Origin of the sequence: Streptomyces sp. NPDC015532 (genome assembly GCF_043078065.1) — a bacterium.
GTDB lineage: Bacteria > Actinomycetota > Actinomycetes > Streptomycetales > Streptomycetaceae > Streptomyces.
Window position 1 is genome coordinate 57,277 of record NZ_JBIBSY010000022.1, and the last position, 15,338, is coordinate 72,614.

A 15,338-nucleotide genomic window follows, 5' to 3' on the forward strand; every position below is an offset into this window, starting at 1 on the left:
CCGCCGTGATCGCCGCGCTGGGCGCCACGGTGTGTGCGGCTGCCCGGGTGAGCCGTGTCTCACAAGGGCGGCTGCGCTTGTCTATGCAACGAGTTGCATAGAAAGCTGTGCGGTATGGCGCTCGAACACGCGATCCTCGTCTCCCTGCTGGAAAAGCCGGGGTCCGGCTATGAGCTGGCCCGGCGGTTCGAACGCTCCATCGGCTACTTCTGGACCGCCACGCACCAGCAGATCTACCGCGTGCTCAAGCGCATGGAGGGCGAGGGCGTCCTCGCCGTCCGGGAGGTTCCGCAGCAGGGTCGTCCGGACAAGAAGGTCTACTCGGTCGCCGACCCCGGCCGGGCCGCCCTCTCCCAGTGGCTGCACGAGCCGATCGAACCGGAGAGCATCCGCCACGAACTGGCGGTGAAGATCCGCGGCGCCGCCTTCGACGACCCGGCGGCGCTCGTCGACGAGGTGGAGCGGCACCACCGGATCCACAGCGACCGACTCGCGCGCTACCTCACCGGAGAGCTGCGCGACTTCACCGGGCCTGACGCCCCCGCCCCGCTCGACACCGGTCAGCAACTCCAGCACGTCGTGCTGCGCGGTGGCATCGCCTACGAGCGGATGACGATCGCCTGGCTCGACGACGTCCTCGCCACGCTTCACACCCTCGGCACGACCGCCGACGACACGGGCGGCGACCCGCGGGGCGGCCCTCCGCGGCCGTCGGCCTGAACCGCCCCACCGCTTCCGTCCCCGTACGGCAATCTCCGACCCTCATCCCTCGGAAGGCGAAACCCTGTGACCACCACTCCCTCGCTGTTCAATCCGCACACCTACGACCCGACGCACTTCGACCCCGAGACCCGCAGGCTGCTGCGCGCCACCGTCGACTGGTTCGAGGAGCGCGGCAAGCGCCGCCTGATCGAGGACTACCGCACCCGCGCCTGGCTCGGTGACTTCCTCGCCTTCGCCGCGAAGGAGCGCCTGTTCGCCACCTTCCTCACCCCGGCCTCCGCCGCCACGGACGAGGACCAGCGCTGGGACACCGCCCGGATCGCCGCCCTGAACGAGATCCTCGGGTTCTACGGTCTCGACTACTGGTACGCCTGGCAGGTGACCATCCTCGGTCTCGGCCCGGTCTGGCAGAGCGACAACGCCACGGCCCGCACGCGTGCCGCGGACCTCCTGTCCGAGGGCGAGGTCTTCGCCTTCGGTCTGTCCGAGAAGGCCCACGGCGCCGACATCTACTCCACCGACATGCTGCTGGAGCCCCAGGCCGACGGCGGCTTCCGGGCCGGCGGCTCCAAGTACTACATCGGCAACGGCAACGCCGCCGGCCTCGTCTCCGTGTTCGGCCGTCGCACCGACGTCGACGGCCCGGACGGATACGTCTTCTTCGCGGCCGACAGCCGCCACCCGGCGTACCACCTGGTGAAGAACGTCGTCGACTCCTCCAAGTTCGTCAGCGAGTTCCGTCTGGAGGACTACCCGGTCGCCCCCGAGGACGTCCTGCACACCGGCCGCGCCGCCTTCGACGCCGCCCTCAACACCGTCAACGTCGGCAAGTTCAACCTCTGTACCGCCTCGATCGGCATCTGCGAGCACGCGATGTACGAGGCCGTCACCCACGCGAGCAACCGGATCCTCTACGGCCGTCCCGTCACCGCTTTCCCGCATGTCCGCCGGGAGTTGGCCGAGGCGTACGTCCGTCTCGTCGGCATGAAGCTGTTCAGTGACCGCGCCGTCGACTACTTCCGCTCCGCCGGTCCCGAGGACCGCCGTTACCTTCTCTTCAACCCGATGACGAAGATGAAGGTGACCACGGAGGGCGAGAAGGTCATCGACCTGATGTGGGACGTCATCGCCGCCAAGGGCTTCGAGAAGGACAACTACTTCTCGCAGGCCGCCATCGAGATCCGGGGCCTGCCCAAGCTGGAAGGCACGGTCCACGTCAACCTCGCGCTGATCCTCAAGTTCATGCGCAACCACCTGCTGGACCCGATCGACGTGCCCGCCGTGCCGACCCGCCTCGACGCGGCCGACGACGACTTCCTCTTCCGTCAGGGACCGGCACGCGGCCTGGGTTCCGTTCGCTTCCACGACTGGCGCGCCGCCTACGACGCGTACGCCGAGGTCCCGAACGTCGCCCGCTTCCGCGAGCAGGCCGACGCCCTGTGCGAGTTCGTCACCACGATGGCCCCCGACGAGGCGCAGGGCCGCGACCTCGACTTCCTCCTCTCCGTGGGGCAGTTGTTCGCGCTGGTGGTGCACGGACAGCTCATCCTGGAGCAGGCGCGCCTGACGGACCTGGACGAGTCGGTGCTCGACGAGTTGTTCTCCGTTCTGGTCCGCGACTTCTCCGGACACTGCGTCGAACTGCACGGCAAGGACTCCGCCACCGAGCGGCAGCAGGGCTGGGCCCTCGGCACGGTCCGGCGTCCGGTCGTGGACGAGGGCCGTTCGGCACACGTCTGGCAGCTCGTCGAGGCGCTGTCGGGGTCGTACGAGATGTCGCTGTAGCCGCGCTGCCACGACGTCGCCCGTGTGCAACTGGCGCCTGCACAGCGCCAGTTGCACACGCCCCGAGGACAAGCGAAACCGACCTGAGCGCCCGGCCTTCAACGGCGCCTGGTGCCTGGAGGCAGATGGGCGGTCAGGAGTTGAAGTCCGCACCCAGCGCGGAGTGGAACTGTCTGGGGGCACCGAGGGTGCTGGGCCCGATGACGACCGAGCCCTTCGGGGTCACCCCGCACGCCGTCGACGGAAACACCCAGACCCCGCCGCGAGCGCCGTGCGGGGTGCCGTCCGGAGCGACTTCACCTCCGGCGAGCAGGTCGGCATGGCCGTCGGCGTCGATGTCCACGATCTTGGTCGCCGTCCCGAACACGTCGGCGTCCTGAGCGGTGCCGGGCACACCCCGGGTGTCCTGGGTGAGGAGCTGCGCGTCCTCTCCGGTCAGGCCGTGCGCGGTTCCCCGCATCGTGACGACACTGCCCGCGCCGTCCGTGCCGCCGACGTCCTTCTGCGGTATTCCGGCGGACACATCCGCGTACCCGTCACCGTCGATGTCGCCCACCGAGACGCCGGCGCCGAAGTAGTCGGTCCCGCCCTCCTCGTCGGCTCCGGAATCCTCGTGGGCGACGCCGGGTATTCCAGGACTGTCCTGGTTGAGCATCGTCATCTTCTCGACGTCGGGGCCGCTCCTGCCACCCGGCAGATAGACGACCGCCCCGCTCTTGAGGTGCGGCAGACGGTACTTCCTGGCGTATTCCGGTTCCTCCATCCCGCTGCCGCCGACGCCGCTGTCGACGGAGACGAACGCGAAGAAGGCGTTGGTGACGATGTCGGCGTAGCCGTCGCCGTTCACATCCCCGACGGCCACCGCATGACCGGCATCCTGAGGGCCGTGGATACCGCTCAGGGCGACGCCTGCGGTGAGGCCGTCAGGGGTGCCCTTCCAGTACACGACGTCGCCTCGACGCGTGCTCCCGGTCTCCGTCTCACCCACGGAGACCAGGTCGGTGATGCCGTCGCCGTTCACGTCCCCGGTGGCCAGGTCCCTCATCCCGGCCTTGCGCGGGCCCTTCACGTCGTGCACGCCGCCGGCCGGCGTGCCGTCCGGCCCGAACGGACCGGACAGGACGCGCAGGTCGCCGCCCCGGGCCTGGGTCGCCACATCCGGCGCACCGTCGCCGTCGAAGTCCCCCGCCACGGTGAGCGAACCGACCCCGTCGTGGGAGGCGGCGCGGCTGGGCAGCGTGACCGAGCCGGACAGCCCGTGCCGGCCTCCCCAGACGACCGAGAGGGATCCCTGCCAGTAATACTGGCGGGGTTTCCCGTCATCCACTCCACCGATTCCGTACGCTTCGTCGTGACTGTTCTCGCGGGACCCGACGATCAGGTCCGCGTACCCGTCCTGGTCGAGGTCCGCGGTGGTCACGGAAATGCCGTAGTAGTCACCCGGTTCGCCGACCCCCGGCACGCCGGGCCTGTCCTGGTCGAAGATCTGCTTGGACGAGATCCGCAGACCGTGGGACGAGCCGTACACGACGGCCACATACCCGGGCTTTCGACGGGCTTTGCTCCGGCTGAGGTCGCCGCGCGGAGCGGGAAAAGCGACATCGGAGTAGCCGTCGCCGTTGAAGTCGTCATGGAGCGCTCCACGGTGGAGCTTGCCGGCACCGGACGAGGCGCTCGGCGTGCCGTTCGCACACCAACTGGCCGGAGGGGGGCCGTACACCGTTCTCTTGGCGCTGCGCCCGGGTTCAGCGGGGTCGGCACTCGTGCACGCCGTCATGGGCAGGCCGACCGCTATGGTCAGCGCCAAGACCCGGGCGCGTGTGGTTCGACGTGAGTTCATCGGTGAGGGCAAAGCAGCGCCTAGTCTGTGGGCGTCAGGTGGTGGTGGGCCAGGTGCGCAGCAGGGCGGCGATCCTCGCGGCGGTGCAGGTGGGGTCGAGGAGCAGGTCCCGGAGGGCGACGGCGTCCTCGCGTACGGGCTTGACGCCGATCCCGGCGGCTTCGAGGTACATGACGCCACTGGCCGCGGCGACGGCGAGATTGGAGCGCTCCAGCCAGCGGCACCGGCCCAGGGTGTGCACCAGGGCGGCGGCTTTGGCGTACGGGCCTTCGTAGACGGGTTGCTCGAACAGCTCGGCGCGGTGGCGAGCGACCGCCGAGGCGGGGACGCCGTAGTCGTCCGGGGCCGGATCGTCGGCTCCGGCGGCCTCGGCGACCTGAAGGATCCAGGGAACGTCGATGTGCAGATCCATCAGGCCGCGTGCGCTCCCCGAGCCGTCTGCTGGGCCTGTTCGGCCTCGTCGAACACGCTCTGGTGTTCGGTGAGGAAGCGGGCGGCCGCGTCCACCGCGCGGGCCCGGAGGCCGCTGGTGTCGTCCTGCACGAGCCTGGCGAGGTAGTCCCCGATACTCAGCCCCAGGTCGGCGGCTCGCTTCTTCGCGAGGTCCGCGACGTCCTCGTCCACACGCGCGCCCAGCTGTGTCTTGGCCATACCGACATGGTAACAGTCGTTACCAGCCGAGGGAGGGGAATGGGGACATCCCGGCGATGACGGCAAATGCACGGCTCACGCGGGAAGCCGAACGTCCGGCATGCCCTGGGCGTCACAGGTGCGGAACCGGATCCGGCTCCGTTCGACCGTCTTTCCATGGGGGCATCATGCGGTCCTACAAACTACTCGTAACCCTCGGCCTGGCCGCCGCCACAGTCGTCGGATGCGGCGACCTGAGTGCGCCCGGCGGTGGGCACGTCCGCGACGACGACACCGCCGAGCGCGCCCGCCGCGTCGCCGCCGCCTGGGAGGGTTCCGAGGTGGCGCGCGCGTGGCAGCGGGACTACTACCTGCTCGGCGACGCCGTTCAGCTGCCGGACGGCGCCTTTCACAACGACGCCGACAAACGCGCGTACGCCACCCGGAACTTCGACCTGCGCACCCCCCTCCCCGACGCTCCGAAGAAGCCGGGGAGGATCCGGTGGACCGACGGCGAAGCCCTCACCCTCCCCCTCACCTCGGCGCGAGCGGCCTACGACAAGCTGGACCGCGGCGAGAGCCCCGGCCCGGCACTCACCGTGACCGGTGCCCGGCTCGGCGACATGACGGTACTGACCAGCAGGGGAAAAGCGACCGTGCCCGCCTGGCTCTTCACGGTCAAGGGCTACGACACCCCGCTCAAACACATCGCGGTCACCCCCCCGAAACTGCCCCGCCCCCCGATCGGGGCCGTACAGCAGGAGACGGACGAACTGGTACCGCTCCACGGGCTGAACACCGTCGCGCAGGACGGCCGGACGCTCACCGTGCTCGCCAAGCACGGAGCGTGCGACGACGGCCCGGCCGTCGATGTGCTCGAGACCGAGGGCAGCGTGGTGCTCTCGGCCTCGATCCGTGGCACCTCCGACGGACCGTGCACCAGCCAGTCGCTCGCCAAGAAGGTGACGGTGAGGCTGCGCCGCCCGGTCGGCGACCGCATCCTCCTCGACGCCTTCACCGGCAGGCCCGTTCCTCCGCACCGGCAGGCCGCCCGGCCCACACAGTGACGTTCGGGTGAAGCAGGGGCCGCCCTCGATCGAGGGCGGCCCCGTACCGCTCGGTGTCGTCCGGCGCCTACTCGATATTGATCCTGAAGGTGCTGGTCGTGTTGCGGACGTCCTGGGCGTTGCCGCTCATCCGCAGGTTGCGGAAGGTGGCTTCGCCGACTGCCGGGCCCTGGCCGGGCTCCGGCAACTCGTTGGCCCAGATACCGAATCCGGACTTGGCGTCGAAGGCGTCTCCGCTCTTCTTGGAGTTGGTGATGGAGATGTCGGTGAAGATCGTGTCCTTCACCGGGAACTGCGCCTGGCCGCCTACATAGTTGGTCTGGAACATGACGCCTCCGTAGGTGGAGTCGTCGATGTCGACGTCGTTGACCCGGATGCCCTGGAAGACCTTGGAGGCGGAGAACGCCCAGATGGCGGGGAAGACCTGCGAGCCCCAGAAGTGGCCGCCCGTCCTCTCCAGGGACACGTTCTCGATGGTCGTGGGCTCGGTCCCGAAGCCGTTCATCGGGTAGCCGAAGTCGAGCGAGGAGATCGTGACGCCGGAGTAGACGAGGGTGTCGGCGACGCGGAGGTTGCGGAAGGTGTTGTCGTAGCCGCCGTAGACGGCGATACCGGCCGCTCTCCAGGTGAGCGTCGAGGTCAGGTTCTCGTAGAGGTTGTTCTTCTCGTCGGCGCCTCCCGCGTCGATCGCCGAGAAGAGGGCGAAGCTGTCGTCGCCCGTGGCCCGCGCGTCGTTGTTGACGACGTGGTTGTCCGTGGAGCCGTTCGTCATGTTGATGCCGTCGGCGAAGGTGTCACGGATGCGGGCGTTCTTGATGGTCATGCCGTCGGTGTTGGCACCCCAGTAGAGGCACACCATGTGCTCGACCCAGATGTTGTCGATGGTGATGTCGGAGACGTTGGAGAAGTCGAACACCTTGCCCGGGCCGTCGATCCGGGACGTGTAGTTGCCGAGGTAGGTGAAGCCGGCGAAGGTCGAACCCTTGGCGCTCGCCTCGGCCCGGAACCCGATGTCGGTGTTCTCCTGCGAGGCGGGGGCGTGGAAGCGGGTGAACCAGGGCCCGGCCCCGACGACCTTGACCGCCTTGCCGTAGACCTGGAACTTGCTGGACGTCTCGTAGTCACCGGCGGGCAGGTAGACCCCGGCCAGCTGACCCGTGGTGTCCATGCGGACCTTGTCGAGGGCGTTCTGCACGTCCTGGTGGGTGAATCCGGTCGGGACCGCGTACGCGGCCGGGTCCGGGTTGGCGGCCGCCGTCGCCTGCTCGGTGTTGACGAAGTCGATGGCGTACGTGGAGGAGTTGGCCGCGTCCTTCTGGAGCCGGATCCTGGATCCGGCCGGGACGGTCCTGCCGAGTTGCAGGCTCGCCTCGTCGTAGATGTGCCGAGGCGCTCCGGAGCCGGGCGAGTTGCCGGGCGCGGTCTCACTGCCGTAGAGCCAGGCGTACTTGGAGGTGAGGTCGATCGCCTTGAGGAACTGGCCGTCCACGTAGACGTCGAGCGTCGTCGTGGTGCCGTCGGGGACCGAGAAGCGGGTCACCAGGGTGTTGGTGGCCGCCCGGGTGGTCCATTCGACGTATTGGCCGGCCCCGTTGAGGGTCACCGCCTTGCGGCCGCTCGCCTCGCCGGCGACATCACCGACGGTCCGGTTCGGTCCGACGACCTTGGCACCGCCGCCGAGGGTGCCGTCCTCCGCCTCGTACATGTCGTACGGCATGTCGGCGCCGCGGCCGACGAACAGGGCCTGCGTGGTGGTGTTGTTGGTCCGCTTGACCGGGAGTTCGTTGGTGTCGTCGGCGATGACCGTCTTGACGGTGTACTTGCCGTTGACCGCCGTCCACGAGCCGAGGGCGACCGGCGCCGTCGTCTGGCCCACGGTGATGGCACCGTCGTAGGAGCCGCTGAGCGTCTTGACCGTGGCGCCCTTGGAGTCCTGGATCGTGAGGGTGACGCCGTGGCTGCCGGAGGCGGAGGCCACCGTGCCCTGGTTCTTGATCGCGACGGTGAACTTGACCTCGTCGCCCGCCGAGGCGCTGGAGGGGCTCCAGGAGACCGGTGCGGCCAGGAGGTCGGAGCTGGAGACGGGCTTGACGACGAGGGCGTCGGAGCGGGTGAAGGTGTTGTTCGCCTCGTTCTGCTCGATCACCTTGTTCGACGGGTCCACCTCGGCGCCGACCGGGTAACTGCCCGCGTCCCGGGCCCCGATGCTCGCGGTGACCGTCTTCGTCTCACCGGCCGCGAGTGCCGGGACATCGGCCGTGGCGACCTTGGTGCCGCCGAGGGTGAAGCCGAGGTCGGTGGCCTTGGACGCCTTGGTCCCGCTGTTGGTGACGGTCGCCGTCAGGCTGATGGCGTCCGACTCGACCGGGGCCGCGGGCGTGTTGGTGATGCCGGTGACCTTGAGGTCGGGGTTGGCGGCCGGGGTGCCGATCACCTGGAACTCGGCGACCTGCGCGCCCGGGGCACCGGAGTTGGACGTGAACCTGAGCTGGATGTCGGCGGCGGTGCCGGAGACCGGGATGGTCACGCTGTTGCCGCCGGCCGGGTTGAACGTGTAGTCCTTCGCCGCGACGAGGCTGGTGAAGGCCGTCGCGTCCTGGTCACGGCCGAGCACCTGGATGTTCTGGGTCCGGGTCGACCAGGCGGCGTCCGGGTTGAGCTTGACGACGACCTGGCCGAGGTCGGCGTTGGCCCCCAGCTTGGTGGTGAGGGTCGCCGGGTAGGAACCGCCCGCGCTCTCCCAATAGGTGCCGACCTGGCCGTCGTTGGCGTTGGCGGCGACATAGGTGAAGGTGGAGGAGGACGCCTCGATGGGCTTGCCCTCGGCGAGGTTGGATCCGGAGCCCGTCGAGCCGGTCCTGGTGACACTGTTACTGGCCGCCGACACGTTCCCGGCGGCGTCCTTCGCCTTCACGTAGTAGATGACGGTGGCCGTCGCCGCCGGGGTGTCGGTGTAGGTCGTGACGTCGCCCGCCACGGACTGGGCGAGCTGGCCGTTGGCGTAGACGTCGTAGCCGGTGACCTTCACGTTGTCGCTCGACGCCTGCCAGGTGAGCTTCACATCGCTGCCGGACTGCGTGTAGGCGAGATTGCCGGGCGCCGTGGGAGCCTGGGTGTCGCCGCCCGACGCCGGGCGGGTGACGCTGTTGCTGTTGGAGGAGACGTTGCCCGCGGCGTCCTTGGCCCGCACGAAGTACGTGACGGCGCTGCCGGCCGGCTGTGTGTCGGTGTACGTCAGGACGTTCCCGGCCACGCTCGCCCGCAACTGGCCGTTGGCGTAGATGTCGTAGCCGGTGACGGCCGTGTCGTCGCTCGCCGCGCTCCAGGTCAGCCTGATCTGCCCGGTGGCCGGCTCGGTGTAGCCCAGGTTCGACGGCGCGGTCGGCGCCTGGGTGTCGCCCGTGGCCGGCCCGTAGACCTCCAGCTCGGACAACTGTCCTGCGGGCCAGGCGGTGTTGGCGGTGAACAGCACGCGCACGTACCGCGTCGTGACGGTATCCAGGGCGATGGTCGCCGACTGGTCGCCTGAGCTGTCGAAGGTGTACGCCTTCGAGGCCGTCAGGTCGGTGAAGTTCTGGTTGTCGGTGGAGCCCTGGACCTTCAGGGTCTGGCTGCGGCCGGGCCAGCCGGAGGGCAGCCGCAGGGTCACCTGGTTCACCTTGACCGACGAGCCGAGGTCGACCTGGAGCCACTGCGGGAAGGCGTTGTTGGTGGATTCCCAGTAGGTGTTCCGGTTGCCGTCACCGGCGTTGGCGGCGGGGTACACATCGGCGTGCCCGCTCTCGCTGAAGGGCTTGCCCTGCGCGAGGTTGGGGGTCGAGGCGGCGGCCGTGAGGACCTGCATCTCGGCGAGCTGGGCCGTGGACGCCACCGAGTTGCCGCTGAAGTCGGCCCGTACGTACCGGGCGAGGGTCGCGGGGAAGGAGACCTTCACCGTGTTGCCGTTGCCGGGGCTGAAGACGTACTGCGCCGACGACTTGAGCGTGGCGAAGCTCTTTCCGTCGGCGCTGCCCTGAAGGGCCAGCGTCTGCTTGCGGGTCTGCCAGTGCTCGGGCAGCCGCAGGACGACCTGGCGGACACGCTTGGTCCGCCCCAGGTCGGTCTGCACCCACTGGGCCGACTTCTTTCCCGCCTGCCAATAGGTGTCGGCGTCACCGTCGGTGACCTTGACGGCCGTGTGGGCGCCGCGGGCGCTGCCGGCCCTGGTGACGGCGTCCGCGGCGGCGTTGGGGCCGCCGGCCGCGTGGGCGCCGACGGCGGGCAGGCCCAGAACCATGACGAGGGAAGCCAGCGCGGCGGTCGCTGCGCGGCTTCTCCAGGATCTCGGCTTGTGTGGAGTCATGCGGGGTTCACTCCCTGCGGAGGTTCGCGCGCCGGAGGGGCGGCGGAGTCGGCTCGTTCCTGGGCAGAGCGGTGGCGCGGTGGGACGAACGGCAAGGGTGGGCTGCACGGGCATGCGAAATACCCGACGGGGACTCGTGCGCAGCTTCTTGCGTTGTTTCATCGCAATATTGCAGAGCACTGAGAGTGCGTCTACCGTCAGGACGCCACAAGTTTCACCATCAACACCCGCGCATCAACGGCAGGAACCCGCCGAGGACCCTCACCGAACCCACGGATGGGGCAATTCATGAGGCTCGGCAGGCCAAGAGGAGCAGCAATGCAAGCGAGCGCAATTCGCGCAAGTTCTTGCGTGAAGTGCGCAGCGATACGGCAGCCGACCACGGCACCGGGTGCCCGGAAGTCGCTGATGGGGGCGGTGAGGAGCGGACGCGGAGGCATACTCGGCGGCATGACTGTTCACCACGCCCATGGCGGCCTGACCGTACCCGTCGCCCCCGACACCGCCGCGTGCGCGGCCGCCCTCGAAGTCGCCACCGCGTACTGCTCCCCGGCACTGCTCAATCACTCGGCGCGGTCCTATGTGTGGGCCTCCGCGTACGCGGCGCAGCGGGGCATCGAGCACGATGCGGAGCTCCTGTACGTGTCCGCGCTGCTCCACGACATCGGGCTGGTGGCGGAGTTCGACAGTCACACGGTCGACTTCGACGTGGCCGGCGGGCAGGTGGCCTGGGTGTTCGCGGCGGGCGCGGGGTGGCCGGCGGAGCGCCGGCAGCGGCTGTCGGAAGTGATCGTCCGGCACATGTGGGACGCGGTGGACGTGCGGGAGGATCCGGAGGGACATCTGCTGGAGCGGGCCACCGGCGTGGACATCTCGGGGCGGCACCTGGACGACTTCAGCGCGGGGTTCCAGGCGGACGTGCTGGCCCGGTACCCGCGCGCGGGGCTCTCGGAGGAGTTCCTGGCCTGTTTCCGCGACCAGGCCGCCCGCAAGCCGCAGAGCTCTCCGGCCGCGGCGGTCCGCGGCGGCCTCGCCGAGCGCGTCCGGGCGAACCCGCTGGACCGCCCGGCCGGTTGACCCGCGGGACGCGGTCCGGCGAGTCCTGTTCCCCTGACGCGTGAACGCGATCCGAGAGGGCTGGTCCGGGGGCTCTTGAGGCCCGCGGACCAGCCCACAGGATCACAGGTCAGCCCTTGGGCATCAGGACTGTGTCGATGATGTACACGTTGGCGTTCGCGGTTTTCACGTTGCCGCAGACGACCTTGGCGGAGTCGTTGACCGTGTAGGACTCGCCCGAACCGGACGTCGTGATCTTCGACTTCTCCAGGGTGGTGAAGGAGCCGTCCTCCAGGTCCTTCGGCGTCAGCTTCTGGCCGACGACGTGGTAGGTGAGGATCTTCGTCAGCTGGGCCTTGTCGTTGAGGACCTTGTCCAGAGTCGCCTTCGGGATCTTGGCGAAGGCGTCGTTCGTCGGCGCGAACACGGTGATGTTCTGCGCGTTGTTGAGAGTGTCGACCAGGCCCGCCTTCTGCACCGCCGTCACCAGCGTGGAGAGTGCCGGGTTGTGAGAGGCGGCGGTGGCGACCGGGTCCTTCGCCATGCCGTCGAAGGAGCCTGCGCCGTCCTTCGGAACGGCGAAGCAGGCCGGGCCGAACGGCTGGTCCATGCTGCTCGCGCTGCTGCCCGAGCCGGCCGTGTCGTCACTGCCCGTTGTCGCCGGAGCCGCCGCCGTACTGGCGGAATCGGACGTGTCCGCGTCACTGCTGCCGTTGGAGCAGGCGGTCAGGGCCAGGGGCAGTACGGCCGCCGCGGCGAGAAGGCCGGTGGTACGGCGGATACGCGTGTTCATCATGTTCTCCTGTGGGAAATGCAGCACGATGCGGCTGCGTTCGGGTTGCGCGGAAGAGTGGTTCGGAAGGGCACACCGCCCTGTCATGGGGCGGGCGTGGCTTACTCGACGGTGACGACGACGGAGTGCCGTCCGCTCGCGCCGTCGGGAAGGGTGCGGGTGCGTCTGTCTGTCTGCACGGCGCCGGTGCGGTCGGTCGCGCGGACGGTGAGGGTGTGGCCGCCCCGGGTGGCCCGCCAGGGCATCGACCACTGGCGCCAGGTGTCGCGGGTGTCCTCCGCGGCCAGGTGGGCCATCTGCCAGGGGCCGTCGTCGACGCGGACTTCGACCTTGTCGATGCCCCGGTGCTGGGCCCAGGCGACGCCGGCGATCATCACCGTGCCGGACTTGGGCCGGGCGAAGGGCTTGGGCGTGTCGATACGCGACCCGGTCTTGATCGGCGCCCTGCGGGCCCAGCCACGCTTGACCCAGTAAGGGTCGTAGGAAGCGAAGGTGGTGATCTCGATGTCCTCGATCCACTTGCAGGCCGAGACGAATCCGTAGAGGCCCGGGACCACCATCCGCGCCGGGAAACCGTGCTCGAAGGGCAGCGGTTCGCCGTTCATGCCGAGGGCGAGCATCGCGTCACGGCCGTCCATGAGTTGCTCGACCGGGCTGCCGATCGTCATGCCGTCCACCGAGCGCGCCACCAACTGGTCCCCCGGACCTCCCCGGGACGGGGGCCTGACCCCGCATTCGGCCAGCAGGTCGGCCAGACGTACACCGGTCCAGCGGGCGTTGCCCACATAGGGGCCGCCGACCTCGTTGGAGACACAGGTCAGGGTGATGTCCCGCTCGATGAGCTCCCTGCGCAGCAGGTCGTCGAACGCGTACGTGGCCGGACGGCTCACACCCCTGCCGTGGATACGCAGCCGCCAGCCGGTGGCGTCCACCTTGGGCACCACCAGCGCGGTGTCCACCCGGTAGAAGTCGTCGTTCGGGGTGAGGAAGGGACTGACGCCGGGGACGCGCGGTCCGGCGCCTGCGGGTACCGGTCGCGCCGGTGACCGAGGGGCCGGCAGCACGACCCTCCCTCGTGAGGCGACCGCGTCCCGGCCGCGCGAGGTGTTCAGTGACCTGCCGGCCACGCCCACCGCGGCCGAGGCCGCCGCGGCGGACGCGGCCGCCAGGACGAAGCCCCGTCGGTCCCATCCCTCGCCGGCGGGCGAGCTGTCTCCCGCATCCTCGGTCCCGGACACGGCCGGAGCCGGTGACCTTCTCACCGTGGTCAGGCGGCTCACCAGCACACTCAGGAGCAGGGCCCCTGCCAGGGCCCCCAGGACGGAGGGGATCGCGTCGGTGACGCCTGCCGAGTCGGGCCGGCTGACGGCCGCCGCCGCGCCCACGACCCCGAAGAGAAGGACCCCGGCGGTTCCGACCCGCCGAAACCGCACCGCCAGCACGCCCAGCGTCAGAGCCGAGACGGCCAGCACGGCGAGGATGCCGAGTTGCAGCACGAGCTTGTCGTCGGTACCGAAGTGGCGGATCGCCCAGTCCTTCACCGGAGCGGGTGTCGCGTCGATGGACGCGCCGCCCACCGCGATGACCGGACTGGACCGCGGACGCACCGCCGCGGCGGCCAGTTCGGCCACCGCCAGTGCGGCGAACGCGGCCAGTGCCCCGCTCAGCGCGCCCAGCGCCGAACGCGCCATGCCCGGCCGTACTCGCTGGTCCCTCTCTTCATCCCTCACATGGGGAATCCGGTCCTGCCCACCGGGCGGATTGGCCCACCCACCCGATCGGATGAAAAGGGATCTCCCACCCATCCACCCCGCGCGCGGCAACGGATCAGACCGTTGCGGCGCCGCCGGTCACCACCGTCCCGCTCGCTGAGCGGAGTCAGCCAGGTGTGAGCACCATCCGGAAGCGGGCGGCTCCGGAGAGCATCTTCTGGAAAGCCTCATCGGCGTGGTCCAGCGGTACGGTCTCGGTCATCGGCCGGATGCCATGCAGGACGCTGAAGGCCATGGTGTCTTCCACGTCCTGCGAAGTGCCGGACGGATGGCCGCGGACGACACGGCCACTGAGAAGCAATTGGGCGGGGGCGATGCTCATCGGTGAGGGATCCGCTCCGATGACCACCAGCTCACCTCGCGGTGTCAGGCCTTCCACGGTCGCACTGATGGCCTGGGAATTTCCGGCAGTGGCCAGCACGGTCCTCGCACCGCCGAGGGCCTGCAGCGCCTCCGCGACCGGGACGTCCGAGGTGCTGTCGATGTAGTGGTGGGCACCCAGCCGCTTGGCGAACTCCGCCTTCTCGGCGCCGCGGGCGATCGCCACGGTCTCGAAGCCGAGGGCGAACGCGTACTGGACGCCGAGGTGCCCCAGGCCGCCCAGACCAAGGACGGCGACGAGGTCTCCGGGCTCAGCCGGGCTGCGTCGCAATCCGTTGAACGTGGTCACACCGGCACATGCCATGGGCCCCGCGTCGGTTGCCGCGAGATCGTCGGGTATTTCGGCGAGCGCGTCGGCGGGCGCGATCATCTTGTCGCCGAAGCCGCCGTCGTAGGCCCAGCCAGGGACTTTCAGATTGTCGCAGACGATGAAGTCGCCTCGGCGGCAGCGTGCGCAGTGGCCGCAGCTACCGCCGAACCAGCCGACCGCCACTCGGTCGCCCACCTGCCACCCCCGCTCGTGCACCCCGTCGCCCAGCTCCTCGATACGCCCGGCGATCTCGTGTCCAGGCACCTCCGGGAACGAGACACCAGGCAGGTGACCCTCGACGAAACTGGCGTCGCTGTGGCAGACACCGCACGCTTCCACGGCGATTCTGACGTGTCCGGGGCCGGGCTGCGGCACCTCTCGCTCGACGATCTCGAAGGTTCCGCCCGGGGCCGTCACCTGTGCGACTCGGTAGCTGTTCATTGGTCCCTCCGATGGACGCATGCAAGGGCTTGGTTCCAGGGCAACAGGTAGAGGGCGATGACGCGCGCCGAGTCCTGCCGCGGACTGTCTCCTCGTGCGCGCACGTCCTGGCCGCCGGATACTCGATGGGGGCTCGATGCCTCCCGACCGCAGTCCGGACGCTGAGGAACATCGGACTTCCTTCCTGGCCCCCACCGA

The 15,338-nt window shown here is 69.5% G+C and carries 11 protein-coding genes; 4 read left to right on the forward strand and 7 right to left on the reverse strand.

The annotated features are described in order from the left end of the window. The first annotated feature begins 114 nt into the window (after positions 1–114). Complete coding sequence (locus ACF07B_RS39420; RefSeq protein ID WP_392182465.1) at positions 115–720, forward strand: PadR family transcriptional regulator; 606 nt, start codon at positions 115–117, stop codon at positions 718–720. 66 nt (positions 721–786) lie between these two features. Further along, positions 787–2,508, forward strand: coding sequence for an acyl-CoA dehydrogenase family protein (locus ACF07B_RS39425; protein ID WP_392182466.1), 1,722 nt, complete (start codon positions 787–789; stop codon positions 2,506–2,508). Positions 2,509–2,641: 133 nt separating this feature from the next. Here the strand turns inward: ACF07B_RS39425 and ACF07B_RS39430 are convergent, their stop codons facing one another. From ACF07B_RS39430 to ACF07B_RS39440, 3 genes are read right to left on the reverse strand one after another with little or no spacing between them, the layout of a single operon-like run. Continuing rightward, positions 2,642–4,348: an FG-GAP and VCBS repeat-containing protein gene (locus tag ACF07B_RS39430; protein WP_392182467.1), complete on the reverse strand. Its 1,707-nt coding sequence runs from the start codon at positions 4,346–4,348 to the stop codon at positions 2,642–2,644. A gap of 34 nt (positions 4,349–4,382) precedes the next feature. Further along, a complete protein-coding gene (locus ACF07B_RS39435) occupies positions 4,383–4,760 on the reverse strand; it encodes a fic family toxin-antitoxin system, toxin component (protein ID WP_369480216.1) in 378 nt (125 codons plus the stop codon). Beyond that, positions 4,760–4,999 carry a hypothetical protein gene (locus ACF07B_RS39440; RefSeq protein WP_326790143.1) on the reverse strand — a complete coding sequence of 80 codons (240 nt, stop codon included), beginning with the start codon at positions 4,997–4,999 and terminating at the stop codon, positions 4,760–4,762. The genes ACF07B_RS39435 and ACF07B_RS39440 overlap by 1 nt, the downstream gene beginning before the upstream one ends. A gap of 167 nt (positions 5,000–5,166) precedes the next feature. Between ACF07B_RS39440 and ACF07B_RS39445 the strand changes: the two genes are divergently transcribed. Further along, positions 5,167–6,045 (forward strand): hypothetical protein, encoded by an 879-nt coding sequence (locus ACF07B_RS39445; protein ID WP_392182468.1) that lies wholly within the window; start codon positions 5,167–5,169, stop codon positions 6,043–6,045. A gap of 67 nt (positions 6,046–6,112) precedes the next feature. Here ACF07B_RS39445 and ACF07B_RS39450 read toward each other — a convergent pair whose 3' ends face one another. After that, positions 6,113–10,387, reverse strand: coding sequence for a discoidin domain-containing protein (locus ACF07B_RS39450; protein WP_392182469.1), 4,275 nt, complete (start codon positions 10,385–10,387; stop codon positions 6,113–6,115). 450 nt (positions 10,388–10,837) lie between these two features. Between ACF07B_RS39450 and ACF07B_RS39455 the strand changes: the two genes are divergently transcribed. Beyond that, positions 10,838–11,464, forward strand: a complete 627-nt coding sequence (locus tag ACF07B_RS39455) for an HD domain-containing protein (protein WP_392182470.1) — start codon at positions 10,838–10,840, stop codon at positions 11,462–11,464. Between the two features lie 109 nt (positions 11,465–11,573). On the opposite strand, the gene ACF07B_RS39460 is transcribed toward ACF07B_RS39455, so the two are convergent. From ACF07B_RS39460 to ACF07B_RS39470, 3 genes are all read right to left on the reverse strand, one after another. Then, positions 11,574–12,236, reverse strand: a complete 663-nt coding sequence (locus tag ACF07B_RS39460) for a fasciclin domain-containing protein (protein WP_392182471.1) — start codon at positions 12,234–12,236, stop codon at positions 11,574–11,576. A gap of 101 nt (positions 12,237–12,337) precedes the next feature. Next, complete coding sequence (locus ACF07B_RS39465; protein WP_392182472.1) at positions 12,338–13,927, reverse strand: molybdopterin-dependent oxidoreductase; 1,590 nt, start codon at positions 13,925–13,927, stop codon at positions 12,338–12,340. Positions 13,928–14,114: 187 nt separating this feature from the next. Then, complete coding sequence (locus ACF07B_RS39470) at positions 14,115–15,140, reverse strand: alcohol dehydrogenase (RefSeq protein WP_392182473.1); 1,026 nt, start codon at positions 15,138–15,140, stop codon at positions 14,115–14,117. Positions 15,141–15,338: the final 198 nt, after the last annotated feature.